The following is a 26,436-nucleotide window of genomic DNA, read 5'->3' as shown; positions in this document are numbered from 1 at the left end:
ATTTTTTATTCGTTCTCGAAATTTTTCACCAATCGCGATTTGCACCGCTGCCTATTGATGTGAGCGACTAGGAAAAAGTTCTTTTTCGAACTTTGATGTGCCCGACATAAGAAAAGTCTAAAAGCGGGTTCTACATAACTAGCTACTTCGTGTGGCACTGCGTGGCGTCTGGTGGCGTCGTATTGAAAAATTTTTAGGAAGTGAAATGAATAAGCTTTTAGATGTATTCGAATTAGCAGAAGTACTGGGAAGAAGTGCGGAGACAATAAAGAAAGACCTCAAACGAAATCCAATGGCAGTGCCGCCGCGAGTTCACCTACCTGGCACAAGGCTACTGCGTTGGCGGCCTGCCGATGTAGATGCCTGGCTGGCAGACTACGTAGTAGGAGGGAAATAATGAGTATTTCATTCCAGCCGCATTCCTACGCCAGTCACCTCGCGCAGAGTGGCAACTATGCCACTGAGGGCGGATTGCTATTTCACTGGAACACGTTGTATTGGAAGGCCCTTCAGGTCGATGAGGCAAAAGCGGCAGCATATGCCTGGTTAGTCCAGTATCAACCTGAATTCGCCGCTCCAGGAAGCGCATCAGTTGCAGTTCAAGCCGCAATACTCCACTGTCCGAAGATGTTGAAAATAAGTCCGGATTTGGTCATCCCGTGCCAGAACGGCTATGTAAGATACATCGATGGCGAGCTAGTACTTGAGGAGCCTTCGCAAGCGGCTGGCTTACGGCACGCTCTAAACTGTACCTATGACCCTCAGTGCCAGAGGCCAGAGAAATTTCTCGCATTCCTTAACCAAGTGCTTCCTGACCGCGAGGTCCAGAACAGATTGCAAGAGTACATCGGATATACGCTTACGGCAGACACGAGTCATCAACGTGCGCAGTTATGGATTGGCAATGGTGCTAATGGAAAAGGGGTACTCTGTAACATCGTTCAAGCGTTGCATGGAAGTCCTAGGTCAATCAATCTGGACGAGCTGCGAGACAGTAAATTCGCACTGTCCCAGCACGTTGACTCTAGCTTGATTTGCGCAGATGAAGTTCCCGAGCGTCACATCAATGAAGGTCTGCTGAAGTCGTTAATTGCAGGTGAGTCCGTATCAATCGATAGAAAGAATAAAGACCTTATTAGTGCAAGGATTACGGGTAAGTTTCTGGTGCTAGGAAACCACCTTCCTCGCATCACAGACCACTCAGATGGGTTCCTGCGACGTTGGGACATCGTGCCATTCGATGTGTCGATTCCGGAGGAAGACCGAGACCCGCAACTGGCAAATTTCATCATCGTGAATGAGCTTGGAGGGGTTTTGAACTGGGCTCTGGAAGGGCTGCTGCGCTTACGCAAACGTGGAAGATTCGACCCTAAAATACCAGAGGTTATGGTAAAGATGCTGACCAGAGCGAAAGCGGAAACCAATTCGGTCGTTGCGTGGGTTGATGATGCATCGGTACACTTGGCAGAAGACGAGGAAGTTCGTGAAAAGAGCGCGGTATATGGTGCCTACGCTCTATGGTGTAAGCGTAACGGCTTTGTCGCGATGACCTCGCCTAGGTTCTGGACTGTCTTAAGTGGGGTGTTACCGTGGACGTTGACGAGACCTCGAAATGCTGTCGGTGGACAGACGAGAGCTTGCAATGTTTGTGTTCCTGGCGTGGAAGTGTGGGGGTATTGACCGTCTTTTTCTGGCATTGATGAGCGCGCTTTTTGCGCGCTTTTTGTTTGAGTCGTTGAGTCTGCCTCAGAGTTGAAGCCTCAACTACCTGGCTCATCAAAAAGCTATATTTTAAAAGGACTTCCTCGCTGAGTCGGGTGAGTCGGGCAAAAGCCGAAACTTACTTTCCTTCTCCATTCATCCTTATACAACCACTTTCCGAAATCACCCAACTCACCCAACTCAGTCTAGAAAAGCCAAAGAAACTATAGAAAAAATGTGAGTCGACCAGCCGTACGCACCCAACTCACCCGACTCACCTGGGCTAGATAGGAACTCTTCAAACTTGAACTAGCGAGTAGTGTTTTAGTGATGCGCGGCCCCAACTGTCAATGCTTCCCGACCGTTGAACTAGCGACGTCTCGGCACGTCGCTGCAACGCAAGTGTCAGTACCTATACTACTTGTCAGGATATGCCAACGCTAAACTGAGAGGTCGCGTTGAAGGACCAAAACGGTTTCACTGGTGATTTTTTGCACCGTGCGCTGGACGTCGATAAACATGGCCAGACCGTGCTGCTACTGAGTGACCTCGTGAACGAATGTGCAGGAGAAGCTCGAGATTGGGTCTGAGGACGCTATATGCCAGACTACCTGTGCCTATTTAGGGCGTCGCTGCTTGCGGAGCGTGGACGGAGGCAGGGAAGTTCTGCCTATCAAGATAGCGATAACATGATGGGCTTAAGAGGCCTTGTCGGTGCTATCGAAAGTAGTGTGGATGGTTGGCCTACCGTGAATCTGGGATGAGTAGTACAGCCATTTAGGATGGGTATGAGTGATGAGGCTTGCCCCAATTTTGCAGTCCTTATGGAGATAAGCTGGCATAATGGAGTGAGTAATTTTAGTGTTTTTATTGCAATACCATGTGGTGCGCGCGCAACGCCAATTTTAGGCTATTTTCGTGTGCAATAGATTGCACATGGAGGTCGTGTGCAACGTTTATGTGCAATTTTTAAAACGATAAGTCATTGATTTTAAACGAAAAACACTAGCAAAAATACCCAGAAAACTAACTCATAATCCTTTGGTGCGCGGTTCGACTCCGCGAGGGCCTACCAATACAAATCAAGGACTTAGGTGCAAACCTAAGTCCTTTTTTGTTCCAATGAGCTTAGACACTTCGTACCGGCCCCGGGTACTGCGCTAGTTGATGATCGGAAGTAAGCAGCGTAATTCCTTCAACCATGGCCTGTGCGACTAGAATTCGGTCAAAAGGATCTTTGTGAATAGGAGGGAGATTATCAATAGCCACCGCGTGCTCGCTTATAACTGGCAGCTCGACATATCCATTGTCCAGCAGGGAGCGACGTAAAAGGCGCGGATCAACATGGAAGTCGCGACGCCTGAGCCCTCTTTTGATTGCATTTCCCACAGGCTGGCGTCACTGAACAGGAGTTCGTTATTTGAATCATTCAATAGCGAACGAGCTGATACTGACAGTTTTTCAGGATGCCCAGCAACCCAAAGTAGTAGATGCGTGTCCAGCAGCAGTTTCATACGTCATCATTGAACATTCGCTCGATTTCATCACTTCCCATCTGGTCGAAATCGTCCGGGACGGAGATTTGTCCAGCCAAGAAGCCAAGGCGTCGGGTTTGATTGCCGATAGGGACATCGAGCGCGGTTACTTTCACTAAAGGTTTTCCGGCCTTGGCGATGATGAAGGATTCTCCTTTTGCGGCTTGCTCAACAAGACGCGAAAGGTGTGTTTTGGCGTCATGGATGTTGATGGTCTTCATGACGCGCCTCGGTGAACTAAGTCACCTTAGTCTAGTCCTCTTCCAGTACATGTCAATTACCCGTAGCGCCATACTTGTGCAGGATGCGGGCAACGGTGCCGTCGGCGCGGAGGCCGTCCATGGTGGCGCGCCATTTGCGGGTGTCTTCTTCGGTGAAGTCGAGCGAGCCGGCTAGCCAGACGTCGTTTTGGCGGAAGGCTGGGCTGTAGCTGAATTCGGTGGCTTTGTTGCCGTCCATGCTGGCGGCGCTGCGGTGGGTGTCTTCGGCGCCGAAGCTGGCGTCGGCGATGCCTTTTTTGACCATGCGGATGCATTCCCGGATGGTCGCGCATTCGGAGACATTGGTGTAGCCGGCATCCAGCAGCAACCGCTTGTGCGGGGTGCCGCGCAGGACTGTGAGGCGTGCGGACCGCAGCAGGGCCGGATCGCTGAGGTTGTGGTTGTCGTGCAGGCCGACGAAGATGAGTTTTTGCCGGTAGAGTTTCAGCAGCCAGCGGTATTTGTTTTCGCGCTCGTCGTTGCGCGTCAGCGGCAGGATCAGGGTGCGTGGTGCTAGCGAGACCATCGCCAGCGCGCGCGGCCATGGATAAAATTGTACGTCCACTGGCGTCCCCATGCGCTGTCCCAGCGCTTGTGTGATTTCCACCAGCGATCCTGGCCCGGCCGGCCCCGCCGCCATCGAATACGGCGCCATGTCGCCTACCACCAGCTTCAGCGGCGCCGGTTCGGCGGCCACAGCTCCCGCAGACAGCGCATAGAACAGAATCAACATCAGTCGTCGCTTCAATTGCATCCTGTCGGACCTCCTTGTATGGGCAGGCGCAGCAGCACGCGCGTGCTGTGGCCGGGAGTGCTTTCCAGCGTGACCTCGCCGCGCATCAGGTTGACGATGATGCTGTGCACGCTTGCCAATCCCAGCCCCATGCCGGTCTGGCCCAGCTGGGTGGTGTAGAACGGATCGAATACTTGCGCCAGCTGGTCGGCTTCAATGCCGCAGCCATCATCTTCCCAGCGCACCAGCACGGCGCCTTCCACCGTCTCGACCGACACCATGATCGCCCCCTGATGGCGCTCTTTGAATGCATGCTGCATGCAGTTGTCGAGCAGATGCTGGAACACGATCTGGCATGCGCCCGGATAGCCGTTCAGCCACAGCACATCCGGCGTTACCAGCGTCATGCGAATGCTGCGGGATTTTAATGTGCGTGCCCAGCTGTTGCGGAAGAAGTGCAGCCGTTCGCTAAGGTCGAAATAGGCACTGCTCTCCTGCGAAGGATGTACGGACAAGCCCTTGAAGCGCTCCACCAGTTCGCTGATGTGCACCAGCGCCCGCTCGACCAGATCGCCGCCTTGGGTGACGCTGTCCAGCAAGCCGGCCAGCTGGCTGCGCCGCAGCGTATTGTCGGCCAGACTGTGCTGCAATTCGGCCGCCCGTTCCGTGATGGCGCTGGCTGCCACGCGTGCATTGCCCAGCGGCGTGTTGAGTTCATGCGCCATACCCACCACCAGCCGCGACAAGCCCAGCTGCTTCTCCTGCCGCATCAGCGATTGCAGCGCTTGCGCCAGTTCGGCGCTGCGTTCGCGCACTTTCTGTTCCAGCTGGTCGTGTGCCTGGCGCAGTTCCTGGTTGCGCTGCATCAGCGAGTTTTCCAGCACCGTGCCGTGCTGGGCCAGCAGGGCGTTTTGATACAGCAGCTGCGGCCGTTCCATGACGGCGCTCAGCGTGGCGCCCAGCGAATTGGTCAGCTCGCGTTTATGGCGGCGTTCGTTGGCCACCTGTGCCATGCACGCTTGCAGCGCCTGTTCGAGATGGCCCCAGCGGCGGCCGTAGCGGCGGATTGCCATCAGGCTGATGTCGCGCAGGCGCGAGCTGTTGAGCGCATCCTTTTCCAGCCAGACATCGTAGTCGAGCAGGGCTTGCCACGCCGTCTCGCGCTCGCCTTCCACGCATTGCATCAGCACCGTGCACAGTTGCAGCCACGGTTCCCAGTAGCCCTCGTGGCCGAACTCGGCGTGCAGTTGCTGCATGTAGTGGCGGCAGTCATCGGCTTGCTCGCGCGTGGCGCAGACGATGGTCAAGTTGAGTAGCGCCAGACATTCCTGCGAGCGCAGCTGGTGGTCGCGCGCCATGCGCAGTACTTGCTCGCGCCGCAGCAGGCAATCGCGCCAGTGCGGCTCGGCTTCGGGACGGTCGATATTTTCCAGCGCGAGATAGTAGGAAGACGAGGCCGAATAATCGAGCAGCATGGTGTGGATGGCCGGCGACAGCGTTTCCGGCTGCGACAACATGTCGTCGCAGAAAGCGTGCAGTTCCTCGTGCATTTCCGCGCTGAGCATCACACGGCAGCGCGCCGCCCGCGTCTGCACGGCCAGCGCGGGCAGGGCGCAGCGCTCGTACAATTCGGCGGCCTTGGCCAGGCTGTCCAGCGCCGCGTGATGCAGGCGGATGCGCATCTGCACCCAGTGCAGCGCGCGCAGGGCGGCGGCTTGGGCCAGCGGATGCTGGGCGGTCTGGGCTTGTACTTGCAGGTCGCGTGCGGCGATCAGGATGTCGTCGGCGGGCTGGTTCACATCGGCCGCGCGCTGCAGGAGCTGGAACGCGGACAGCTCCAGCGCCTGCGAAGCGTTGAGCTCGCAGGTAGACAGCTGCTGGAGCGTGCTGGTGAAGTGGACGAGTTCGTGCGCCATCAAGCATTCGCGCAGCGTTTGCAGCTGGGCTTCTGCATCATCAACCTGGACTTCGGACTCGGACATAGGCTGCCTCCACAGCATACGGCTGCCTGTTCAGTATCCCATAAAAAACATCCGGACTTGGACTAAAATTGGCAACACACCCACTAGAAGAGGAGCAGGAGATGATTGATTTGAATCGACGCGGTCTTGTGTTTGCTGCTGGTAGCGCTATCACGATCTCGGCCGTAGGACTACCAGTACTGGCGGCAACGCCGGGCCGCAAGCTGGGCTATGCGATTGTCGGGCTGGGCGGCTACGGACTGGGCGTGATTATTCCGCAGTTTAAGAACTGTCAGCACAGCAAGCTGGTAGCGCTGGTCAGCGGCGATCCGGTCAAGGCCAAACGCGTGGCGGCCGAGTACGGCGTGCCGGAGCGCAGCATCTACGATTACAAGAATTTCGACAGCATCAAGGACAATCCGGATATCGATATCGTCTACGTCTGCCTGCCCGTTTCCATGCACGCTGAGTACACCATCCGCGCCGCTGCGGCCGGCAAGCATGTGATGTGCGAAAAGCCGATGGCGGTTTCATCGGCCGAGTGCGAAGCCATGATCGCCGCCTGCAAAAAAGCCGGCAAGAAGCTGATGATCGGCTACCGCTGCCACTTCGAAGCCTACAATCTGGAAGCCGTGCGCCGCGCCCGCGCCGGCGAGATCGGCAAGCTGCGCTATTTCCGCTCCGAGCATGGTTTCACCACCGGCAATCCGAATGCGTGGCGTTTGAAGAAGGCCATGTCCGGTGGTGGTTCGCTGATGGATATCGGCATCTACGCGCTCAACGCGGCGCGCTACATGACGGGCGAGGAGCCGATCGCGGTCTACGCCAAGGAAACCACCGACCGCAACGATCCGCGCTTCCGCGAAGTGGAGGACATGATTGAGTTCCAGCTGGAGTTTCCGTCCGGCGTGATCGGTTCCTGCATGTCGATGTACAGCGCTAACCAAAACCACGTGCTGCTGGTGGGCGACAAGGGTCGCATCGATATGGAGCCGGGCACGCGCTACGACGGCAACAAGCTGTGGGTGGGACAGGATCGCAGCAATCCCATCACGCCGCCGCCGGGACCGGGCGCCACCCAGTGGGCCGGCCAGCTTGACCACCTGTCGCTGTGCATCATCAACAACAAAGAGCCTATCGTGGCGGGCGAAGAGGGCTTGCGCGATATCCGCATTATCGAAGCGGTCTACCGCTCGGCACGCGAGCAGAAGCGCATCGCGCTGGTTTAGGAAGCGCTGTCCTCGGCCAGGCGGACATCGGCCATCGAGGCGACCAGGTCGGCCTCGCCGAGGAATTCTTTCAGCGGGAAGCCATCTTCCAGCGCCACCACGGCGCCGGCCACAATGGCTTGCTCGCCTTCGGAAGGATGCGGCATGTAGGCGAATTGCGGAAAACGGGTTTCACCGCGTTTGGCGATGTCGGCCACGGTGCGCGGCGCGGCGCGCAGCAGGCCGTTGCGCACGCGGCGCTGGCGTTCTTCGCGGCGCTGCTTGAGCTGCTCGGTCAGCTGTGGAATTTCTTCCGTCAGGCGGTCCGCTTCTGCTTGCTGCTCTTGCAATTCTTCATCGCTCAGGGCTTCTTCCCACTGGGTCAGTTTCAGCAGGCCGCGCTTGTGCATGGTCTGGCGCTGCAGGTCGATTTCCAGCGTGGACAGGCGCGTCTTGTGCTGCTCCAGCGTTTGCAGCACGCTGGCGTCGCCATTGGCGCGGTGCCATTTGTCGTTGAAGTCGAACACCAGTCCGTCAAAGTAAAAATACATGGGCAGCGCGCGCGGGGATTCCAGCACTTGCTGCGGGCTCATGTGCCAGCGCTTGGCCAGTTCGGCCAGCGTAAGGGTCAGTGGTTCTATGGTAGGCATGGCGATATTGTCCGATAATGGCACTCTCGCAGCAAGGAGTGATACAAGATGATGTTTTTAAAAGTGCCGTTCGCGGAAAAAGACGAAGCCAAGGCGCTGGGCGCGCGCTGGAACAATGAGCGCAAGTCCTGGTACGTGCCGGAGGGGAAGCCGGTTGAGGCCTTCGAACGCTGGCTGCCGCCGGGTGGTGCGGATTTTGTGCCGGCGGTGGCCAAGCCGTCGCTCAAGTCGCGCCCGGTGATGACCGATTCCTACGCCGGCAAGCCGGTCATCGGCCGCTACTACGTCGAGCTGCAGCACGACTGCGATCCATTCGTGGCCTGCGCGGTGTGCGCCCCCAAGTTGGCCAGCTCTGGCTGGCAGGATCACTACGATGATGTTGCAAAGATGCTAAAGCCATTGCGGCCTGCATAGGCTTCTATTATCCTCGTGCAGATGGATAGCACGACCCTGCAGCCCACCACCTTTCGCACCGAGAATCGCCCCACCGTCGCGGTGCAGCGCTTCCGCCAGCCCGCCGATATTTTCGAAGCACTGTTCCAGAGCGTGCAGGGCGGTGAGGCGCATGCGCGGCCGACACTGGAGCTGGCGCCCGAATCGCCTTTCCTGCCCTTTCTTGAAATCGGCTTTGCCCTGCGCGCCCGAATGGAAAAGCCGGAACACCACGACTACCTGCTGCAACGCCTGCGTCCGCACCTGAGCGTGATGATCGGCACGCTGCCGGCCAGCATCCTGCCGATGGGCATGCTGCCCAAGCTGGCGCCGTTGCCCGGCTTCCGCGAGCTGGAAGACATCAGCGATGACGAAATTCACCACTGGCTGATTCAGGAAGGTGGCCTGATCTACGGCGAAATGCAGCGCTTCGAGCTGGAAAACTACTTTGACGCCATCAAGCCGTTCCTGCCGCCGGGCGGCGTCATGGTCGACCTCGGCAGCGGTCTTGGCAAGGTGGTGATGACGGCCGCACTGACCTTGCCCTTCGTCCGTTGCATAGGCGTGGAATTGCTGAACTACCGCCACCGGCTGGCGCAGGAGCGGCTGGTACGCCTGCTGACGCTGGCCCGCCAGGGGCTGGCAGCGTTGCCCGGTGCGCTGACCTTGGAAACCCCGCTGCGCCTGCCGTCCGGCGTGATGGCCACCGGCCGCCACTTGCTGGATCTCGGCTCGCGCATCCTGTTCCTGGAAAACGATATGTTCAAGGTCGATGTGCGCGGCGCCAGTTTGGTGTTCCTGTACAGCACCTGCTTCGGCCCGCTGATGGACGCCATCAGCGACAAGCTGGCGCGCGAGTTGCCGGAGGGCGCGCTGGTCAGCACCACCACGTATCCGATCAAGCATCCGGCGTTCCGGCTGCTGCAATCGCATGCGCCGGGCACGCTGTCGTGGACCAGCGTGATGATTTACCAGCGCATCGGACCGGAGATGGCGCAGCCGGCTTCCGAAGCGCGTTATTTACACCAGCCGGACGCCGACGCGTGGGAAATCCGCGCGCGGGAAGATCTGGCGGATATGACAGGAGGCGGTACATGAGTTGGGCAATTCTGGCGTCGGCGCTGCTGGCGATTACGGGCTCCGCGCAGGGTGGCGAAGCGATCTGGCTACACTACATTTTCAAACCGCTGACCACCATGCTGGTGTGGGCGATGGTCTGGCGCGCCACGGCCGAGGGTGCATCTCTGTACCGCAAGGCCATTTTGGCAGCGCTGCTGCTGTCCCTGTTCGGGGACGTGTTCCTGATGCTGCCGATGCAGTTCGGGTTCGAGCTGGGCCTGGCCAGTTTTCTGATTGCGCATCTGTTCTTTTTGCGGGCGTTCACGCGAGATGCACCCCTGTTCGGCAGGCGTTTGCCGCTGATACTGCTTTTGGCGCTGAGCTTGGCCAACTTGCTGGTACTGTGGCCGGGTGTGGGTAAAGGCTTGCAACTGCCGGTCGTGGCTTACATGCTGTGCCTGGTCGCGATGACGGCGCAGGCGGTGTCGCGCGGACTCAGTCTTGGCACGGCGGATGGCAAGCTGGCGGCTGCCGGCGGCATCGCGTTTTTGATTTCCGATACCACGCTGGCTTACAACAAATTCCACGCGCCGGTACCTGCCTCGGCGCTGCTGGTGCTGGGCACTTATTACGCGGCGCTCTATTTGATCGCACTGTCGGTCAGGCAGAAAGCAGCCACTTACGCGCAGTAGTGATCAAATTATCAGACAATGCGCGCGTGAACGGGGTCTGGATGTCCCACATATGCCACACCAGCAGCACATCCAGCCACTCGCCGGGTGCGAGATCGACCAGCGTGCCATCCTGTAATTGCCGCTCGCATTGCTGGATCGGCAGCATGCCATAGCCCAATCCCGCCTCGATAAAACGCACATAACCGTCTGAACTGGATAAAGCGTGATGCGGATAGCGTCCGGTGTAGCCGGTGTGGCGGGCGATGAAGCGGGTTTGCAGCATATCCTTGCGGTCGAAATTCATGGCCGGAGCCTGCTGGACGGTGTGCGCGGTCATGCCATCCGGGAACCAGCGGGCCGCAAATGCCGGGCTGGCCACACATAAATAGCGCATCACGCCCAGCGGCGTAACGGTGGTGCCGGCTACTTGCGCTGTTTCGCTGGTCACGCAGCCGAATACGCGGCCTTCGCGCAGCATGCTCAGGGTGTGGTCCTGGTCATCCAGGCGGATGTGCAACATGCAGTCGCCGTTCTGCATCAGCGGGGTGACGGCTTCCTGCAGCCAGGTGGCGGCGCTGTCAGCGTTCACGGCAATGGCGATTTCCGGCCGCGCTTCGGCGTCGCCGGGACGCTTGTCCAGTGCCGATTCCAGCAGCCGCACTTGCCGGTAATGAGCGATCAAACGCTGCCCGGCTTCAGTCGGGGAGGGCGGCTGGCTGCGCACAATAAGTAGCTCTCCGGCACTATTTTCCAGCATGCGGATGCGCTGTGACACCGCCGATTGGGTGATCGCCAAGGCCGCAGCGGCCTTGTCAAAACTGCCATAATCGATCACGGCATCGAGCGCCGACAGTCCCCGGTAGTCCACGCGGCTCATTAGCTCACCTAATATTTGGAAAATAAGATTAATTATACTTATCTTCGCGCAGGCCGTAATCTGGCGTCTTTTTGCACGGAGAAGGTCATGGAAGTCAGCGCTTTTTTGAAGGGCATCGGCCTCGGCGGCAGTTTGATCGTTGCCATCGGTTCACAAAATGCTTATTTGCTGAGGCAGGCGTTGAAGCGTGAATTTGTTATCACGTGTATTGCGATTTGTATTTTGTGCGACGTGGTTTTAATTGGCGCCGGTGTGGCCGGAATGGGCGAATTAATTACTGGCGCACCGTCTTTGTTATTCTGGATCAAAATTGCCGGGGCAGGATTTTTATTCTGGTATGGCTTGCGCGCGGCGCGGTCGGCATTGAATCCGTCGGCAATGGCTGCAGGCGATAATAATACTGCGCCAGATCGCCGTACCGTGATTGCCGCCATGTTGGCATTCAGTTTATTAAATCCCCATGTTTATCTGGATACCGTGGTGTTATTAGGATCGATCGGCGGCCAGCAGGCGGGAAATGGCCGGCTGTATTTTGCCTTGGGCGCAATGTTGGCATCGGTCATATGGTTTAGCAGTTTGGGCCTCGGTGCGCGTTATTTGACGCCGGTATTCTCCAAGCCGCGTGCGTGGCAAATCCTCGATGCGATTATCGCTGTGGTCATGTGGGCCCTGGCAATTTCACTGTTTCTGTAGCGCACAAGCTAAAAACTGGTAGGTACATGCCAATTTTTAGCATGAAAAGCCGGGATCGCCGTACAATGACGCTAGTCACCTTGAAGCAGCGCCTCCCGGCGCCGGATGCCGATGAGCGCAGACCCAGGCTATTTCACACCGATGGTGGTGGAGTTTTCCGCCGATACCATATTGAGTACCATACTGATTTTTCTTTGGCTGATGCAGCGCAAGGAAAAGCATGCGCTTTGCTGGGGCATAGCCCAGTTGTCGGTCATGTGCGGCAGCGCTCTATGGCTGCTGGGTGAAAATCACTTCCCTCTGTCGTGGCGGCTTTATTTATGCGCCTTATCGCTTGCTATCGGCATGGCCGGTTATTGGTCCGGTACCCAGTTCTTTATCGGAAAACTACGGATGATACAAGTCCGCTGGTTAGCGCCCGGTATTTTATTGGCTAGCGGCGTATTTTGTTTTCTCTGGAATGTAGATAATGCCTGGTTAATTCCCGGCAGCACCACCGCCTTAGGTTTGATAATGTTATGGGCTGGCTGGAAACTGGTGTGCGTGCAGAATCACTATCGCGTATTGGGATTCACCTTGATGCTGCGTGGCGGGTTTAATTTGCTGAGCGCCGCCAACTTCAGCCCGGACTGGTTCATAATCTGGTTCACCGTAACTAGCTTCTTGAAAGTAATGTCCATGCTGGGCCTGGTGTACGCGGTCCTTGATGAAATCCAGCAACGTTACGGGCGCACCATCGACAGCCTCAGTCACGGATTCCTGATCCGTGACCGGCGCGGTTTTGTGCAAGTCGCCAATGAACGTTGTGCAAGATTGCTCGGTTTTAACAATGCCCAGGAGCTAATCGGCCTGCATGTCTGCGACTTGCTGCCGAATCTGACGCGCGACATGGCCGACCAGTATTTCCGTCGTTTCGAAGCCGAGGGCGTGCAGTTTCCTCTGACCGACACTGCTGTGGTGAAATTGCGAGGTGGCAATAGTTTGCCGGTCGAGATGCTCGGTTCGCCTTACGTTGAGCGCGGCCAACTGTTCGGCCTGATCCAGCTGCTCGACATCAGCGAGCGCAAGAAAAAGGACGATTTGCTATACCAGGCCGCCCGTATCGATCCGGTGACTGGCTTCTTCAACCGCCACGCCCTGTCGGCCCGGCTGGAGCAGGAATTGGCTAAAGCCGCTGCCGACGGCCGCGAATGCGCGGTGCTGTTCATTGACCTGGACAAATTCAAGCGGGTGAATGATTCCTTCGGCCACGCCGCCGGTGACGAGCTGCTGCGCACCGCTGCCGGCCGCTTGCACACGTTGCTGCGCCCGGCCGACGTGCTGGCCCGTTTCGGCGGGGACGAGTTCATCGTTGTTATTCCGCAGCTGTCACCCGGCAGCGCCGAGCAGATGGCGGCCGACTGCGCCGCCGAGATCATCAAAGCCATGGGCAAGGGCTTTGAGCTGTCGTACCACGCCATCAGCGTCACGGCCGGCATCGGCATCGCTTGCTATCCAGCCCACGGCAGCGATAGCGAAAGCCTGGTCCGCAACGCCGACATCGCCATGTATGAGGCCAAGAAAGCCGGCCGCGGCGAGCAGCGCGTGTTCAACGACGCCATGAACGCCGCCGCCAAGGATGGGCTGGTGATCGACGGCGCCCTGCGTGGCGCCATTGCGGCGGGTGAGTTCTACTTGGTCTACCAGGCCATCACCAACTCCCACACGGGCAAGCTGACCAAGGTGGAGGCGCTGCTACGCTGGAATAGTTCGCTGCTGGGGCCGGTGTCGCCGGACCGCTTCATCCCAGTGGCGGAAGACAGCGGCATAATCATCGAGCTCGGCACGTGGGTGCTGGAGCAGGCTTGCCGCCAGATGGGGACGTGGAAGCAGAGCGTGCTGGATGACGTCACCATCAGCATCAACGTTTCGGCCTGGCAACTGGCCGATCCCGGTTTTGTCGAGCTGGTGTCGCAGGCGCTGATTCGCAACAGGCTGGCGCCGCACCAGCTGGAACTGGAGCTGACCGAGCGCGTGCTGATCGAAGACGCGGCCAATGTGCAAGCCGTGCTGGCGCAGTTGCGCGCGCTGGGCGTAGGCATTTCGCTGGATGACTTTGGCACCGGCTATTCCTCGCTCAGCTACCTGACCCAGTTCCACCTCAACACCCTGAAAATCGACCGCGCTTTCGTGATGGACATCGAGCACAGCGAGCGCAGCAACAACCTGGTACACGCCATTATCGCGATGGGACACAGTCTCGGCTTGCAACTGGTGGCGGAAGGCGTGGAGACGGCAGGGCAGGCCGCCATCCTCGAAAAAATGGGCTGCCATTACCTGCAGGGCTACCACATTGCACGGCCGATCTCGCCGGACGATTTGCTGCGCTTTGCCGACCTGCGCGTGGGGCAGGCGCCGGCGCCCTACAGCGACTACGCTATTTAGCCGACGGAACTTTTTGCGCCACCTCGTCCGCCGTCAGGATCCAGATGCGGTCGATGTAGCCCATGCTGTCCACCGTGTAATTCACCACCAGGTCGGTGCCGCGCACGGCGGCCGGCATTTCGATGCGGTTGTCTTCATTGAAGATGCGCGCCGATGGCGATAATTGGCGCGCTTTGCCATTCAGCGTGATGTCAGGAAAATAGCCGGGCGTGAACTTGCCGCGCAAGACGTTGGCCGGGAAGGGACGATCGATGGCCAGCGCGGGCAAGGCCAGCGCGGCGGCAAGCAGCAGTGCAATCAGTCGCGGCATCAGGCCTCCAGTTGAAAGCGCCAGCTTACCCCAGCGTGGCAAACATCGCCACTACTGCCAGCGCCATCACCACGGTGCACAGCCAGCCCAGCACGCGCAGGCTGCGCGGAATCACCAGCTTGCCCATCACAGCCGGCCGCACCGCCAGCAGCATCACTACCACCATCACCGGCACCGCGATCACGCCGTTCAGCACCGCGCTCCAGAACAGCGCGCGCATCGGGTCGATCTGGGTGAAGCACAGTGCCGTGCCCACCAAGGTGGAGGCGATGATGATGGCATAAAACTTCCAGGCGCTGGCCAGCTGCAACTCCAGGCTGTTCTTCCAGCGCATGGCGCCGGCGATGGCATACGCCGCCGAGCCAGCCAGCACGGGCACCGCCAGCAGCCCGGTGCCGATAATGCCTGCGCTGAACAGCACGAATGCATAGTTGCCCGCAACCGGACGCAGCGCCTCGGCCGCCTGCGCGGACGAGCCGATCTGCACCGCGCCGTGTGCGCCCAACGTGGCAGCGGTGGTCAGCATGATGAACATTGCCACCAGGTTGGAAAATCCCATGCCGGTCATGGTGTCGATGCGGATGCGCCGCAGCTGGACGGCGGCCTGCGCGTATGCCCGCTTGAGCGGCTGGGCCGCCTCATCGGCGCGCAGCTCTTCCACTTCCTGCGAGGCCTGCCAGAAAAACAGATAGGGGCTGATCGTGGTGCCGAAAATCGCCACCACGGTGGTAATGTATTCGGGCTGCCACGACAAGGACGGCAGCAGCGCCTCATGCAGGATGTGCAGCCACGGCAGCCGCAGCGTCAGCGCCGTGACCACGTAGGCCAGCAGGGCCAGCGTCAGCCATTTCAGCACGCGCACATAGCTGCGGTAAGGCAGCCACACTTGCACCAGTGCCGACAGCACGCCGGCTGCCGCCGCATACCAGTGCGCGCCGCCGCCCATCACCAGACTGGCGGCCTGGCCCATGGCGGCAATGTCGGCAGCGATATTGATGGTGTTCGCCGCCAGCAGCAGAATAACAATCGCGTACAGCAGCCATGGCGGGAAGTGGCGGCGGATATTGGTCGCCAGCCCGTGTCCGCTGACGCGGCCGATGTGAGCGCTGATGGCCTGGATGCCGACCATCAGCGGATAGGTCAGCAGCAGCGTCCACAGCATGCCGTAGCCAAATAGCGCGCCAGCCTGCGCATAGGTGGCGATGCCGCTGGGATCGTCGTCCGCCGCGCCGGTGATCAGGCCGGGACCAAGCTTGCTGAGCCAGCTGTTCATGAGGTCTCCTGTTTTGAGTCTCATAGTAGGGCGTCCCCACGCGCGCCACTGTTCGGCGGCGTACACATACTTGTTTCAGAAGTGTTGCTGTGTCATCAAGATGTCACGCAGGCGTCATGGCATGGTCACATGCTGTTTCTACAATCTTGCCAGTTTTGTTTCCAACTACAACCTCGCAAGAAAGAACAACAACCATGCCACAGCGTCCACTTCTCAAACCTTTGTGCCTGCTGATCCTGCAAGCACTGGCCTGCCACGCTTACGCGGCCGACCCGGCCGATGCCGCAGCAGATGACAGCGCCGCCATGGGCGCCATGGCTGGCCCTGTGCAATCGATCGAAATCACCGGACGCGGCCAGTCGCGCCAGGTGCAAAACATCAACAAGACCGACCTGGCCGAAGCCTTGCCGGGCACCAGCCCGCTGAAATTGCTGGAAAAGCTGCCAGGCGTGAACTTCCAGTCGGCCGACCCGTTCGGTGCCTACGAATGGTCGACCCGCTTCAGCATCCGTGGTTTCAACCAGAACCAGCTGGGCTTCACGCTGGACGGCATTCCGCTCGGCGATATGACCTACGGTAACAACAACGGCCTGCACATCAGCCGCGCGATTTCCTCGGAAAACATCGGCAGCGTGTCGGTGTCGCAGGGCGCCGGTGCACTGGGTACGGCCTCGTCGAGCAACCTCGGCGGCACGGTGCAATTCTTCACGCTGGCGCCGAGCGACGAGCGCGCGCTGACCTTCGCGCAAACCTTCGGCAGCGATTCGACTTCGCGCACCTTTGCCCGCGTCGACAGCGGCCTGATCAACGGCGTGTTCAAGGCCTACATCAGCGGCACCCGCCAGCGCACCGAGAAAACCAAGGGCGAAGGCGACCAGAACCAGGACCAGCTGAACTCGCGCTTCGTATTCAACTTCGGCGACAACAGCCTGACCGGTTTCGTCAACTACTCCGACCGCCGCGAAGTCGACTACCAGGACGTATCGCTGGAAATGGTCAACCGCCTCGGCTACAACTGGGACAACTACGCACCGGACTGGAACCGCGCCGTCAACGCCGCCAAGGGCATCTTCACCGGCGGCGTCAACAGCCTGGACGACGCTTACTACTCGGCCGGCGGCCTGCGCAAGGACACCCTGGGCGGCCTGACGCTGGACCTGCACCTGGCCAGCAACATCGACCTGAAAACCACCATCTACCACCACGACAACAAGGGCCAGGGCCACTGGTACACCCCATACGTCAAGACCGACGCCAACAACCCGATCTCGCTGCGCACCACCGAGTACAGCATCGGCCGCGACGGTGTCACCAGCGACGTGACGTGGGAGCTGGGCGACCACACCATCAACGCCGGCCTGTGGGGCGAGCGTAACAACCACACCGCCAGCCGCAATTACTACGCGGTGACCGGCCCGGCCGACACCATGTACTACCTGTCCAAGCCGTTTGCCACCGACTGGAAGCAGAACTTCATCACCACCACCTCGCAGTACTACCTGCAAGACACGCTGGCGCTGATGGACGGCAAGCTGAAACTGAACGCCGGCTTCAAGGCGCTGGAAGTGGACATCAACGCCACCAACCTGGTCGGCACCCGCGCCGCTGGCAGCCTGACCGCCAAGAAGAGCTTCCTGCCGCAAGCAGGCTTTAACTACGCCGTCAGCAGCGATGATGAAGTGTTTGCCTCGGCCTCGAAAAACATGCGTGCCTTCCAGCCGGGCGTGACCGGTCCGTTCTCGCAGACCCAAGCGGCCTACACCGCCGGCGTGGCCAACCTGAAACCGGAAACCTCGGTCAACGTCGACCTCGGCTACCGCTTCAAGCGCGACAGCCTGCAAGGTTCGCTGGCGGTGTACAACGCCCGCTTCGATGACCGCCAGCTGAGCGTGGCCACCTGCGCCGGCATCGTCGGCTGCCCATCGACCCTGGTCAACGTGGGTAAAGTGGACACCAAGGGCTTGGAAGCGATCGCCGTGTGGAAGTTCAACCGCGAGTTCAGCTGGTTCAACTCCTACACCTTCAACGATTCCAAGTACAAGTCGAACTACATGGACGGCACCACCCTGGTGGCCGTCAGCGGCAAGACCGTGGTTGACGCGCCGCGCCAGCTGTTCAACACCGAAGTGTCGTATGAAAGCGGCACCTGGTTCGCCCGCGTGGGCGGCAAGTACACCGGCAAGCGCTACTACACCTACCTGAACGACGGCGGCGTGCCATCGTTCTGGCTGGCTAACCTGTCGGCTGGCTACAAGCTGAAGAACCTGGGCTTCGTGAAAGACCTGTCGCTGCAAGTCAACGTCACCAACCTGTTCGACAAGCAGTACATCAGCTCGATCGGCACCAACGGCTTCCAGGCCAGCGATCCTAACGGTACCGCCCAGACCCTGCTGACCGGCGCACCGCGCCAGGTGTTTATCACGTTGAACGGCAAGCTGTAAGCGAGTTAGCACCCGCTGTTGCTCGAACAACACAGGAACAGCGTGGCGCTAGCATGGCGCTCCTGATAGTTGCATACTGGACGACCAGCCGCCGCTATCAGGAGATGAGCCATGAAATGGTTTTACGATCTGAAAATAGCCACAAAATTGATCGTTTCATTCGGTGCCGTATTGTTGTTGACGCTGGTTCTTGGGGTGAGCAACATTGTCTCCATGAACCGGGTCAATCAAGCTTCGACTGACCTGGCGGAAGACTGGATGCCCAGTGTGCGCGCGGTGATGGAGTTGCGCTCCGACGTGGGCGAGCTGCGGCGCTGGGAACTGGCGCACCTGCTCAACGACCAGGTCAGCACCATGGCCGACTATGAAAAGCGCATGGATGATGCGTTGGTCACGCTGAAAAAACACCGCAGCGAATACGAAAAGTTGATCTCCAGCCCGGAAGAAAAAACCATCGCCAGCGAGTTCGACCAGAATCTCGCGACTTTCATGATCGATCACGCCAAGATGATCGACCTGTCGCGCGCCAACAAAAAGGTGGAAGCGCGCGATGTGGCCAGCACTACCTCGGCCAAGACCCTGGGCCTGATTACCGACAACGTCAACAAGCTGGTCAAGATCAATGTCGATGGCGGTGATGCAGCCAGTGCGGATGCGACCAGGACCTTCGAGAGCGCGCGCATGACGTCTATCGTGCTGCTGGTGCTGAACATCGGCATCGGCATGGTGCTGGCAATGTGGGTGGCGCGGATTGTGGCGGCGCCGCTGCAGGAGGCGGTATCGCTGGCGCGCAATGTGGCGGACGGCGATTTGACCCGCTCCATCGATGTGAAAAGCGCTTGTGAAACCGGCCAGCTGATGCAGGCGCTCAAGGACATGACCAACAACCTGCAAAGCCTGGTGAGCCAGGTACGGCATGGCACGGATACCATAGCGACGGCGTCGTCGGAAATCGCCAGCGGCAACCAGGATTTGTCGTCGCGCACCGAGCAGCAGGCGTCCAGTCTGGAAGAAACGGCGTCCTCGATGGAAGAATTGACCAGCACCGTCAAGCAGAATGCGGACAATGCGCGGCAGGCCAACCAGCTGGCACAATCGGCTTCCGGCATCGCGCTCAAGGGCGGTGATGTGGTGGGGCAGGTGGTGGGCACCATGGCCTCGATTAACGAATCGTCGCGCAAGATTGTGGACATCATCAGCGTGATTGACGGGATTGCGTTCCAGACCAATATCCTGGCGCTGAATGCAGCGGTGGAAGCGGCGCGCGCTGGTGAGCAGGGCAGGGGCTTTGCGGTGGTGGCCAGCGAGGTGCGCAATCTGGCGCACCGTTCGGCGGCGGCGGCCAAGGATATCAAGCAGCTGATCAGCGATTCGGTGGAGAAGGTGGAGACTGGCTCGGCGCTGGTCAACCAGGCTGGCGAAACCATGAACGAAATCGTCACCAGCATTACCCGTGTGACTGACATCATGAGCGAGATCACCTCGGCCAGCGTGGAGCAGAGCCAGGGCATCGAGCAAGTCAACACGGCGATTGTGCAGATGGACCAGGTGACGCAGCAGAATGCGGCGCTGGTGGAAGAGGCGGCGGCAGCGGCCGAATCGATGCAAGATCAGGCGGCGCAGCTAAGCCAGGTGGTGAGCGTGTTCAAGCTGCTGGCCAGCGCACAAGCACCGGCGCCACGTCCGGCCGCAGCGCGCAAACCGTCTGTGCCGAAAGCAGTGGTGGCCAGCGTGAAAGCGCCGGCCCCGCGCGTCGGGGTGAAGAAACCGGTTAAGGAGACGGTGGGCGGCGACGAGTGGGAAGCCTTTTAGCGTCGTTCCCGCGAAAGCGGGAATCCATGCTGAGTAAGCGTTCTATGGGTCCCAGCATTCGCTGGGACGACAATCATTCCGGGTTGCGGGTTTGCCAGGCGGCGAGCGCGGCGCGGTATTTGTCCAGCTCTTCCTGGTACATATCGTCTACGCAAAAAGTACAGCCGCTATGGCAGCAATCGCCCGGACCGGGCGGTTCCGGCGGTTGCGGTTTTGGATTGTCGTCGTTCATTTCACTCTCACATCGGCGGCATGGCCAGCAGCGCCATATTCCGCCCTTTTTCCTTGGCGCGGTACAGGGCCCGGTCGGCCAGCTGCACCAGGTCTTGCGGTGACGTGTCCTCTGTTGGCACCATCACTGCTACACCGATACTGATCGTCATGATACCAAACGGCGACTGTTCATGCGGCAAAGCCCGCCGCGCCAGCTCGGCGCAAATCTCTTCCGCCACGCCAAACGCATCGGTCGCATCGGTGGCTGCGGCCAGCAGCGCGAACTCTTCGCCGCCGTAGCGCGCCACGATGTCGCTGGTGCGGCGGCCATGGGTGGTGATCAGCTCGGCCACCGTGCGCAGCACCGCATCGCCGGCCAGGTGGCCGTAGTGGTCGTTGTACTTCTTGAAGTAGTCCACATCCAGCATCGACAAGGCCAGTGTCTGGCCGGTGCGCGCGGCGCGGCGCCATTCGGCTTCCAGCGCCAGGTCGAAACCACGGCGGTTGCTGACGCCGGTCAGGCCGTCGGTGGTGCTGAGCGCGGCCAGCTTGCGGTTGGATTCTTCCAGCTCTGCCGTGCGCGCCGCCACCGTGTGTTCCAGCTCGGCCTGATGGCGGGTCAGCCGGTTGATGCGGATCTTGTACGCCAGCACCAGCGAACCGATCACCAGCGCCGCCAGGCCGGAACGGAACCACCAGCGCTGCCAGAACGGCGGCGTGATCGTGATGTGCAAGGTGGCCGGCTGCTCATTCCATACGCCGAGGTGATTGGCCGCCTTCACGCGGAATACGTACTGGCCTGGATTCAGGTTGGTGTAGCTGGCGGTGCGGTGCGTGGCGTCGGTCTCCACCCAGTCACGGTCGAAGCCTTGCAGTTGATACGAGTAGCGGTTGCCGGACGGCTCGGTGTAATGCAGCGCCGCGAACTCCAGCGCAAACACGGATGCCTGCGACGACAAGGTCAGCGCAGTCGGCGCCGTCACCGGGCCTTCGGCCTTGACGTTTTCGCTTGGCTGGCCGTCTTGCAGCGAGTGGTTGAACACGGTGATGTCGGTGATCGCCACTTGCGGCGCGACCGAGCTGGTGCGCACCTTGGCCGGCACTACCGCCGTCATTCCGTGCACGCCGCCGAAGTACAGCGTGCCGTCAGCGCCGAACGCCGCCGAGTTGACGGTGAAGCCTTCCGTCAAGCCATCGGAGGCGGTGAACAGCGTGACCTTGCCGCTGTCCGGATCAAGCCGGTACAGGCCGGCAATGGTGGAGCTCCAGATCTTGCCGTCGCTGTCGTGCTGGATGGACAGGATCTTGGCCGCGCGCATCGCTGCAGCATAGGACTTGAAGCCGATCGCACCGTCCGGCCCGAATACCACCAAATCCAGCCCCTTGGCCGTACCGACCCAGATCCGGCCTTGCGCATCCTCATGCAGGCTGACGATGTTGTCGTCGCTCAGGCTGCCGGTAGCTTTGCTCGAATGGCGGAAGTGGCGGAACTTGCCGCTCGCCGTATCAAGGAGGTCGAGCCCGCCGCCATTCCATTCCGAGCCGGCCCACACGCGGCCCTGGCGGTCTTCCAGCACTGCCGAGGTGCCGTTGACCGCGCGCGTGGTCGGATCTTGCGGATCGTTGTAGTAAATCTTGCGGGCATCGGTCTTGATCTCGTAGCGGATCAAGCTGTTGCCGGTGGCCAGCCACAGCATGCCACCCGCGCCTGGCGCAATCGCGTTGATGTAATCGCTGGCGGTGTTACCGAAATGGATGGTCTGGAATGGGCTGTCGGGCGAGTCGAGGCGGTTCAGGCCGTTCGAGGTGCCCAGCCACAGCGGGCCTTTGCCATCCTCATCCTGGTACATGCTGTAGACGATGGAGTGCGACAGCTTGCCCGGCGTTTTGTCGTCGGCGCGGTAGCTGCGCAGCACGGTGCTGGTGACCGGATCGTACAAGCTCATGCCCACATTCCCGCCCAGCCACATCTTGCCGTTGGGCGCGCGTGCCAGACTCAGCAGCGCATTGCTGGCCGGCGCTGAGCGGGTGTCGATGCGGAACGGCACGTGGCGCGTGAAGCCTTCGCTGCTCAGGTTGGCCATGGCGATGCCGTCGGTGAAGGAGGCAATCCACAGCATGCCGCCACGGTCTTGCATCACCGCGCGCAGGTTGTCGCCGGGCAGGCTATACGGGTCATCGGCGGCGTGCACGAACTGTTCGAACTCGGCGTTGGCTTCGTTCCAGCGCAGCAGGCCGGCCGACAGCGTGGTGGCCCACAGTACGCCCTTGTTGTCGATGCCGAAGTTGGTGATGCGGCTGTACGGCGAAGTAATCGCCTTGCGCGTGTCCCAGTCGCCCTTGCCGTCCCAGCGGATGATGCCGGACTCGGTACCGATCCACAGCGCGCCGTTCTGGTCGAACTGCAGCGCGCGCACAATGTTGACGCGGGCGTCTGGCTTGGCGGCAGGATCAACCTGGTGGTGCTTGAACACTTTTGCGCCCGGCGCCAGGTAATCCATGCCGCCCGGCCAGGTGCCAATCCACAGGCCGCCTTTGGCGTCCAGTGCCAATGCGTTCAGGTCGTTGCTGGCCAGGCTGTCGGGATTGTTATCGTCATGGGCGTAGATGGCGTCGAACTTGGCGCTGTTCGGATCGAAGTGCTGCAAGCCGCCCCAGGTGCCGATCCACAAGCCGTCCTTGCCGTCGCTGATGATGTTCTTGACGATGCGGTGGTTCTTGGGCGCCTTGTCGGTGCTGAAAGTGGTGAAGTTATTGGTCTCGGGATTGAAGCGCGCCAGTCCGTTCTGGGTGGCGGCCCAGATGCGGCCTTTGTTGTCCTCGAAGATGGACGACACGCGGTCATGCGGCAGGCTGCTCGGATCGGACGGGTTGTTGATGTACTTGACCGACTGGTAGCCGTTGTAGCGGTACAGCCCATTGGTGTGGGTGCCGACCCAGACAAAACCCTTGCGGTCCTGGATCAGCGATAGCATGGACGGCTCGTCGCCCCCCAGCGGGCCGAGTTTTTTAAAGCGCAGCGAGGGGGCGGGGGCGGCGTTGGCGAGGCTCACCGCCAGCAGCAGGCATAGCAATAAAAAACGGCGCACGGATTAATCTAGTTTCTAATCAAAAAAACTATTATACATGCCATTGATGCAAGGATTCCGTGATAAAAGCTGCTGGTTTTTAGCGCAGTTGCCAGAAATTAGGGTATAGTTTACGGCGCTTCACCATCCGTCCACATTATGTCCGATACCGAGATCACCACCCCGACCATTCCCGAGCAGGCAGCCGCCGAAGCTCCAGTCCCAGTTCGCTTCGCCGATTTCGGCCTGTCGCCGGATATCCTGCGCGCGTTGAACGACCAGGGCTACGAGCACCCGACGCCGATCCAGGCTCAGGCCATTCCTGTGCTGCTGCAAGGCCGCGATGTGATGGGGGCGGCGCAGACCGGTACCGGCAAGACGGCGGGCTTCTCGCTGCCGATCATCCAGATGCTGCTGCAGCACGCCAGCACCAGTACCTCGCCGGCGCGCCACCCGGTGCGTGCGCTGATCCTGGCGCCGACCCGCGAACTGGCGGTGCAGGTGGCCGAGAACGTCAAAGCCTATTGCAAGCACACGCCGCTGCGCGCCACCGAAGTATTCGGCGGCATGGACATGAAGCCGCAAACCGTGATCCTGAAGGCTGGCGTGGAAATCGTCATCGCCACCCCGGGCCGTTTGCTGGACCACGTGGAGCAAAAGAATATCAGCCTGAGCCAGGTGCAAATGCTGGTCATGGACGAAGCCGACCGCATGCTGGACATGGGCTTCCTGCCGGACCTGCAGCGCATCATCAACCTGCTGCCGAAGAAGCGCCAGAACCTGATGTTCTCGGCCACCTTCTCGCCGGAAATCAAAAAACTGGCCAACACCTTCCTGAACGACCCGGTGACCATCGAAGTGGCGCGCGCCAACAAGACCGCCGACACCGTCACCCAGGTGGTGTACAAGATTGCCGAGAACCAGAAGCACGCGCTGATCGCGCACCTGCTGCGCCAGCGCGAGCTGAAGCAGGTGATCGTGTTCTCCAACACCAAGCTCGGCGCCTCGCGCCTGGCGCGTGAACTGGAACGCGAAGGCATGAAAGCCGTCGCCATCCACGGCGACCGCACTCAGCAAGAGCGCATGGCTGCGCTGGACGCCTTCAAGAAAAACGAGATTGACATCCTGGTGGCAACCGACGTTGCCGCCCGTGGCCTCGACATCTCGGACCTGCCATGCGTGATCAACTACGACCTGCCGTATAACGCGGAAGACTATGTGCACCGTATCGGCCGTACCGGCCGCGCCGGCGCCTCGGGTGACGCCATTTCGCTGTTCTCGGACAAGGACGAGCGCCTGCTGGTCGACATCGAAAAATTGATCAAGCAAACCATCAAGCGCGTGGAACCGGAAGGCTTCAACCCGGCGCCGGCCTTTGCCGATGAACGCGGCGAACGCCGTCCACGCCGCAGCGAAGACATCGGCCGTGCACCTGCCGGCCGCCCGGCCGAGCGCCCACCGCGCAGCCTCGGTGGCGGTGGTCCGCCACGCCGTGAAAAAGTCGACCCATGGTTCCTCAAACCGTACGAGCCAACCAAGGCCGCCGCACCCGTTGTGGCTGCGCCTGCCGCTGGCGGCTCGATCACCAAGGCCAAGCCTAAGCTGGCCTTCCTGCTGGGTGGCGCGCCCAAGACCGGCGCGCTGTAACCAGCTGTAAGCTGTATTTGTCAGCAGTTGGTTCAGCGGTATAATGCGCCGCCTTGCAAACTATGCAAGAGGTGGCGCGGCGACCCTGCCGCGCCTTTTATGATCCAGTTCTAAGCGACCATATCAACGTGAGCATACTCAGCAACCAGCGGATCGCGGTCATCGTGCCGTGCTATAACGAAGCCCTGACCATCGGCAATATCGTGCGTGACTTCAACACCTGCCTGCCGCAGGCTGCCGTCTACGTGTTCGACAACAATTCCAGCGACGCCACCATGGCCGTGGCCAAGGAAGCCGGCGCCATCGTGCGCAGCGTACCGCTGCAAGGCAAGGGCAACGTCATCCGCCGCATGTTTGCCGACGTCGATGCCGATATCTACATCATGGTCGACGGCGACGATACCTACGACGCCAGCGTGGCGCCGCAACTGGCGGAAAAGCTGCTGCGCGAAGGCCTGGACATGGTGGTTGGCACCCGCGTCACCGAAGAGCAGGAAGCCTACCGTTTCGGCCACCGTTTCGGCAACAAGCTGCTGACCGGCTGCGTCAGCGTGGTGTTCGGCAATACCTTTACCGACATGCTGTCGGGCTACCGCATTTTCTCGCGCCGTTACGCCAAGTCGTTTGCCGCCCATGCGGCCGGCTTTGAAACCGAAACCGAACTGACCGTGCACGCGCTGGAATTGCGCATGCCGGTGGCCGAAGTGTCGACCATCTACAAATCGCGTCCGGAAGGCTCGTTCAGCAAGCTCAATACCTACCGCGATGGCATCCGCATCCTGTGGATGATCACCAAGCTGTTCAAGAACGAAAAACCGCTGCACTTCTTCTCCCTGCTGGCCGGCCTGTGCGCCATTGCTGCCGGCGTGCTGGCGGTGCCGTTGGTGGAAACCTTCGTGCAGACCGGCCTGGTGCCGCGCTTGCCGACTGCCGTGCTGTGCACCGGCCTGTCGCTGTTTGGCGTGGTGCTGCTGTCCTGCGGCCTGATCCTCGATACCGTCACCAAGGGCCGCATCGAGCAGAAGCGCTTTGCCTACCTGGCGGTGCCGGGTCCGGCCGAGAACGGTGCGTAAGACACACCACGCGCTGGCCTTGTTTGCCCTGGCCGGGATAGGCGGGCTCGGGGTCGACACGCTGGTGTGCTATGCCGGCCTGGCGGCTGGCCTGCATTTCTACCAGGCGCGCCTGCTGTCCTTCCTGGCTGCCGTCTACTTCACCTGGCAAATCAACCGCCGCTGGACATTTGCCGCCGGCGCCGTGCCGCCCGCCAGCTGGATGGAGTGGTGGCGCTATCTGGGCGCCATGCTGGGTGGCGGCGCCGTCAACTATGCCACCTCGGCGGTGGTGGTGCACCTGCTGCCGGCTTGGCCGATGACGCCGCTGCTGGCGGTGGCGGCCGGCTCGCTGGCCGGCATGGCGCTCAACTTCATCAGCGCCCGCCTGCTGGTCTTCAAACGTTCCTGAG

The 26,436-nt window shown here is 60.2% G+C and carries 23 protein-coding genes; 12 read left to right on the top strand and 11 right to left on the bottom strand.

The window, feature by feature from the left end; all coding sequences use genetic code 11:
• Nucleotides 1-396: 396 nt before the first annotated feature.
• Complete coding sequence (locus GTP46_RS11125; protein ID WP_161006694.1) at nucleotides 397-1,680, top strand: DNA primase family protein; 1,284 nt, start codon at nucleotides 397-399, stop codon at nucleotides 1,678-1,680.
• A gap of 1,149 nt (nucleotides 1,681-2,829) precedes the next feature.
• Here GTP46_RS11125 and GTP46_RS30335 read toward each other — a convergent pair.
• The 5 genes from GTP46_RS30335 to GTP46_RS11105 are packed head-to-tail and all read right to left on the bottom strand — an operon-like array spanning nucleotide 2,830 to nucleotide 6,211.
• Nucleotides 2,830-3,090, bottom strand: coding sequence for a type II toxin-antitoxin system VapC family toxin (locus tag GTP46_RS30335; protein WP_371869631.1), 261 nt, complete (start codon nucleotides 3,088-3,090; stop codon nucleotides 2,830-2,832).
• On the bottom strand, nucleotides 2,982-3,215 hold the full coding sequence (locus GTP46_RS30180) for a PIN domain-containing protein (RefSeq protein ID WP_308495425.1): 234 nt from the start codon (nucleotides 3,213-3,215) through the stop codon (nucleotides 2,982-2,984). The genes GTP46_RS30335 and GTP46_RS30180 overlap by 109 nt, the downstream gene beginning before the upstream one ends.
• Entirely contained in the window at nucleotides 3,212-3,457 is a 246-nt protein-coding gene (locus tag GTP46_RS11115) for a type II toxin-antitoxin system Phd/YefM family antitoxin (RefSeq protein WP_161006693.1), read from the bottom strand. The genes GTP46_RS30180 and GTP46_RS11115 overlap by 4 nt, the downstream gene beginning before the upstream one ends.
• Nucleotides 3,458-3,509: 52 nt before the next feature.
• Nucleotides 3,510-4,229: a substrate-binding periplasmic protein gene (locus tag GTP46_RS11110; RefSeq protein WP_161006692.1), complete on the bottom strand. Its 720-nt coding sequence runs from the start codon at nucleotides 4,227-4,229 to the stop codon at nucleotides 3,510-3,512.
• An 11-nt stretch (nucleotides 4,230-4,240) separates the two neighbouring features.
• Nucleotides 4,241-6,211 (bottom strand): sensor histidine kinase, encoded by a 1,971-nt coding sequence (locus tag GTP46_RS11105; protein ID WP_229258902.1) that lies wholly within the window; start codon nucleotides 6,209-6,211, stop codon nucleotides 4,241-4,243.
• A gap of 101 nt (nucleotides 6,212-6,312) precedes the next feature.
• Between GTP46_RS11105 and GTP46_RS11100 the strand changes: the two genes are divergently transcribed.
• Entirely contained in the window at nucleotides 6,313-7,419 is a 1,107-nt protein-coding gene (locus tag GTP46_RS11100; protein ID WP_161006690.1) for a Gfo/Idh/MocA family protein, read from the top strand.
• Here GTP46_RS11100 and GTP46_RS11095 read toward each other — a convergent pair.
• Nucleotides 7,416-8,048, bottom strand: coding sequence for a hypothetical protein (locus GTP46_RS11095; RefSeq protein WP_161006689.1), 633 nt, complete (start codon nucleotides 8,046-8,048; stop codon nucleotides 7,416-7,418). The genes GTP46_RS11100 and GTP46_RS11095 overlap by 4 nt on opposite strands.
• Nucleotides 8,049-8,096: 48 nt before the next feature.
• On the opposite strand from GTP46_RS11095, the gene GTP46_RS11090 reads away from it, so the two are divergent.
• Genes GTP46_RS11090 through GTP46_RS11080 form a run of 3 tightly spaced genes read left to right on the top strand, consistent with a single transcriptional unit; the run spans nucleotide 8,097 to nucleotide 10,231 of the window.
• Entirely contained in the window at nucleotides 8,097-8,462 is a 366-nt protein-coding gene (locus GTP46_RS11090; protein ID WP_161006688.1) for a DUF5710 domain-containing protein, read from the top strand.
• A 21-nt stretch (nucleotides 8,463-8,483) separates the two neighbouring features.
• Nucleotides 8,484-9,578: a class I SAM-dependent methyltransferase gene (locus GTP46_RS11085; RefSeq protein WP_161006687.1), complete on the top strand. Its 1,095-nt coding sequence runs from the start codon at nucleotides 8,484-8,486 to the stop codon at nucleotides 9,576-9,578.
• Nucleotides 9,575-10,231, top strand: a complete 657-nt coding sequence (locus GTP46_RS11080; protein WP_161006686.1) for a lysoplasmalogenase — start codon at nucleotides 9,575-9,577, stop codon at nucleotides 10,229-10,231. Before GTP46_RS11085 ends, GTP46_RS11080 begins: the two co-directional genes overlap by 4 nt.
• Here GTP46_RS11080 and GTP46_RS11075 read toward each other — a convergent pair.
• The gene (locus GTP46_RS11075; protein WP_161006685.1) at nucleotides 10,200-11,090 is read right to left on the bottom strand and encodes a LysR family transcriptional regulator ArgP; all 891 of its coding nucleotides are present in this window, start codon (nucleotides 11,088-11,090) and stop codon (nucleotides 10,200-10,202) included. The two genes, GTP46_RS11080 and GTP46_RS11075, sit on opposite strands and share 32 nt — an antisense overlap.
• An 87-nt stretch (nucleotides 11,091-11,177) precedes the next feature.
• On the opposite strand from GTP46_RS11075, the gene GTP46_RS11070 reads away from it, so the two are divergent.
• Entirely contained in the window at nucleotides 11,178-11,783 is a 606-nt protein-coding gene (locus GTP46_RS11070) for a LysE/ArgO family amino acid transporter (RefSeq protein ID WP_161006684.1), read from the top strand.
• A gap of 513 nt (nucleotides 11,784-12,296) precedes the next feature.
• Nucleotides 12,297-14,207 (top strand): putative bifunctional diguanylate cyclase/phosphodiesterase, encoded by a 1,911-nt coding sequence (locus tag GTP46_RS11065; RefSeq protein ID WP_229258901.1) that lies wholly within the window; start codon nucleotides 12,297-12,299, stop codon nucleotides 14,205-14,207.
• Here GTP46_RS11065 and GTP46_RS11060 read toward each other — a convergent pair.
• Nucleotides 14,200-14,517: a hypothetical protein gene (locus tag GTP46_RS11060; RefSeq protein ID WP_161006683.1), complete on the bottom strand. Its 318-nt coding sequence runs from the start codon at nucleotides 14,515-14,517 to the stop codon at nucleotides 14,200-14,202. The genes GTP46_RS11065 and GTP46_RS11060 overlap by 8 nt on opposite strands.
• Before the next feature lie 25 nt (nucleotides 14,518-14,542).
• Nucleotides 14,543-15,790 carry an NRAMP family divalent metal transporter gene (locus GTP46_RS11055; RefSeq protein WP_229258900.1) on the bottom strand — a complete coding sequence of 416 codons (1,248 nt, stop codon included), beginning with the start codon at nucleotides 15,788-15,790 and terminating at the stop codon, nucleotides 14,543-14,545.
• Nucleotides 15,791-15,984: 194 nt separating this feature from the next.
• Here GTP46_RS11055 and GTP46_RS11050 point away from each other — a divergent pair, with 194 nt between their 5' ends.
• Entirely contained in the window at nucleotides 15,985-18,231 is a 2,247-nt protein-coding gene (locus GTP46_RS11050; RefSeq protein ID WP_161006681.1) for a TonB-dependent receptor, read from the top strand.
• A gap of 111 nt (nucleotides 18,232-18,342) precedes the next feature.
• Nucleotides 18,343-20,043, top strand: a complete 1,701-nt coding sequence (locus GTP46_RS11045) for a methyl-accepting chemotaxis protein (protein WP_161006680.1) — start codon at nucleotides 18,343-18,345, stop codon at nucleotides 20,041-20,043.
• A gap of 73 nt (nucleotides 20,044-20,116) precedes the next feature.
• On the opposite strand, the gene GTP46_RS11040 is transcribed toward GTP46_RS11045, so the two are convergent.
• Nucleotides 20,117-20,275, bottom strand: coding sequence for an oxidoreductase-like domain-containing protein (locus GTP46_RS11040; protein WP_161006679.1), 159 nt, complete (start codon nucleotides 20,273-20,275; stop codon nucleotides 20,117-20,119).
• Nucleotides 20,276-20,282: 7 nt separating this feature from the next.
• On the bottom strand, nucleotides 20,283-23,345 hold the full coding sequence (locus GTP46_RS11035; RefSeq protein WP_161006678.1) for a ligand-binding sensor domain-containing diguanylate cyclase: 3,063 nt from the start codon (nucleotides 23,343-23,345) through the stop codon (nucleotides 20,283-20,285).
• 138 nt (nucleotides 23,346-23,483) lie between these two features.
• Here GTP46_RS11035 and GTP46_RS11030 point away from each other — a divergent pair, with 138 nt between their 5' ends.
• The 3 genes from GTP46_RS11030 (at nucleotide 23,484) to GTP46_RS11020 (ending at nucleotide 26,435) form a co-directional block, all read left to right on the top strand.
• The gene (locus tag GTP46_RS11030) at nucleotides 23,484-24,971 is read left to right on the top strand and encodes a DEAD/DEAH box helicase (protein WP_161006677.1); all 1,488 of its coding nucleotides are present in this window, start codon (nucleotides 23,484-23,486) and stop codon (nucleotides 24,969-24,971) included.
• 128 nt (nucleotides 24,972-25,099) lie between these two features.
• Nucleotides 25,100-26,044 carry a glycosyltransferase family 2 protein gene (locus tag GTP46_RS11025; RefSeq protein ID WP_371869630.1) on the top strand — a complete coding sequence of 315 codons (945 nt, stop codon included), beginning with the start codon at nucleotides 25,100-25,102 and terminating at the stop codon, nucleotides 26,042-26,044.
• Nucleotides 26,037-26,435 carry a GtrA family protein gene (locus tag GTP46_RS11020; protein WP_371869629.1) on the top strand — a complete coding sequence of 133 codons (399 nt, stop codon included), beginning with the start codon at nucleotides 26,037-26,039 and terminating at the stop codon, nucleotides 26,433-26,435. The genes GTP46_RS11025 and GTP46_RS11020 overlap by 8 nt, the downstream gene beginning before the upstream one ends.
• Nucleotide 26,436: the final 1 nt, after the last annotated feature.

The sequence above is a fragment of the Duganella flavida genome (genome assembly GCF_009857445.1).
Lineage (GTDB): Bacteria > Pseudomonadota > Gammaproteobacteria > Burkholderiales > Burkholderiaceae_D > Rugamonas > Rugamonas flavida.
The sequence above is the reverse complement of the archived record's forward strand: the minus strand, read 5'-3'. Positions and strand labels throughout refer to the sequence as shown.

Excerpts from the sequence above, each read along its gene's own strand:
- GTP46_RS11125 (WP_161006694.1), top strand. The coding sequence starts at position 397 with ATGAGTATTTCATTCCAGCCGCATTCCTACGCCAGTCACCTCGCGCAG.
- GTP46_RS30180 (WP_308495425.1), bottom strand. The coding sequence starts at position 3,215 with ATGAAACTGCTGCTGGACACGCATCTACTACTTTGGGTTGCTGGGCAT.
- GTP46_RS11115 (WP_161006693.1), bottom strand. The coding sequence starts at position 3,457 with ATGAAGACCATCAACATCCATGACGCCAAAACACACCTTTCGCGTCTT.
- GTP46_RS11110 (WP_161006692.1), bottom strand. The coding sequence starts at position 4,229 with ATGTTGATTCTGTTCTATGCGCTGTCTGCGGGAGCTGTGGCCGCCGAA.
- GTP46_RS11105 (WP_229258902.1), bottom strand. The coding sequence starts at position 6,211 with ATGTCCGAGTCCGAAGTCCAGGTTGATGATGCAGAAGCCCAGCTGCAA.
- GTP46_RS11100 (WP_161006690.1), top strand. The coding sequence starts at position 6,313 with ATGATTGATTTGAATCGACGCGGTCTTGTGTTTGCTGCTGGTAGCGCT.
- GTP46_RS11095 (WP_161006689.1), bottom strand. The coding sequence starts at position 8,048 with ATGCCTACCATAGAACCACTGACCCTTACGCTGGCCGAACTGGCCAAG.
- GTP46_RS11090 (WP_161006688.1), top strand. The coding sequence starts at position 8,097 with ATGATGTTTTTAAAAGTGCCGTTCGCGGAAAAAGACGAAGCCAAGGCG.
- GTP46_RS11085 (WP_161006687.1), top strand. The coding sequence starts at position 8,484 with ATGGATAGCACGACCCTGCAGCCCACCACCTTTCGCACCGAGAATCGC.
- GTP46_RS11080 (WP_161006686.1), top strand. The coding sequence starts at position 9,575 with ATGAGTTGGGCAATTCTGGCGTCGGCGCTGCTGGCGATTACGGGCTCC.
- GTP46_RS11075 (WP_161006685.1), bottom strand. The coding sequence starts at position 11,090 with ATGAGCCGCGTGGACTACCGGGGACTGTCGGCGCTCGATGCCGTGATC.
- GTP46_RS11070 (WP_161006684.1), top strand. The coding sequence starts at position 11,178 with ATGGAAGTCAGCGCTTTTTTGAAGGGCATCGGCCTCGGCGGCAGTTTG.
- GTP46_RS11065 (WP_229258901.1), top strand. The coding sequence starts at position 12,297 with ATGTTATGGGCTGGCTGGAAACTGGTGTGCGTGCAGAATCACTATCGC.
- GTP46_RS11060 (WP_161006683.1), bottom strand. The coding sequence starts at position 14,517 with ATGCCGCGACTGATTGCACTGCTGCTTGCCGCCGCGCTGGCCTTGCCC.
- GTP46_RS11055 (WP_229258900.1), bottom strand. The coding sequence starts at position 15,790 with ATGAACAGCTGGCTCAGCAAGCTTGGTCCCGGCCTGATCACCGGCGCG.
- GTP46_RS11050 (WP_161006681.1), top strand. The coding sequence starts at position 15,985 with ATGCCACAGCGTCCACTTCTCAAACCTTTGTGCCTGCTGATCCTGCAA.
- GTP46_RS11045 (WP_161006680.1), top strand. The coding sequence starts at position 18,343 with ATGAAATGGTTTTACGATCTGAAAATAGCCACAAAATTGATCGTTTCA.
- GTP46_RS11040 (WP_161006679.1), bottom strand. The coding sequence starts at position 20,275 with ATGAACGACGACAATCCAAAACCGCAACCGCCGGAACCGCCCGGTCCG.
- GTP46_RS11030 (WP_161006677.1), top strand. The coding sequence starts at position 23,484 with ATGTCCGATACCGAGATCACCACCCCGACCATTCCCGAGCAGGCAGCC.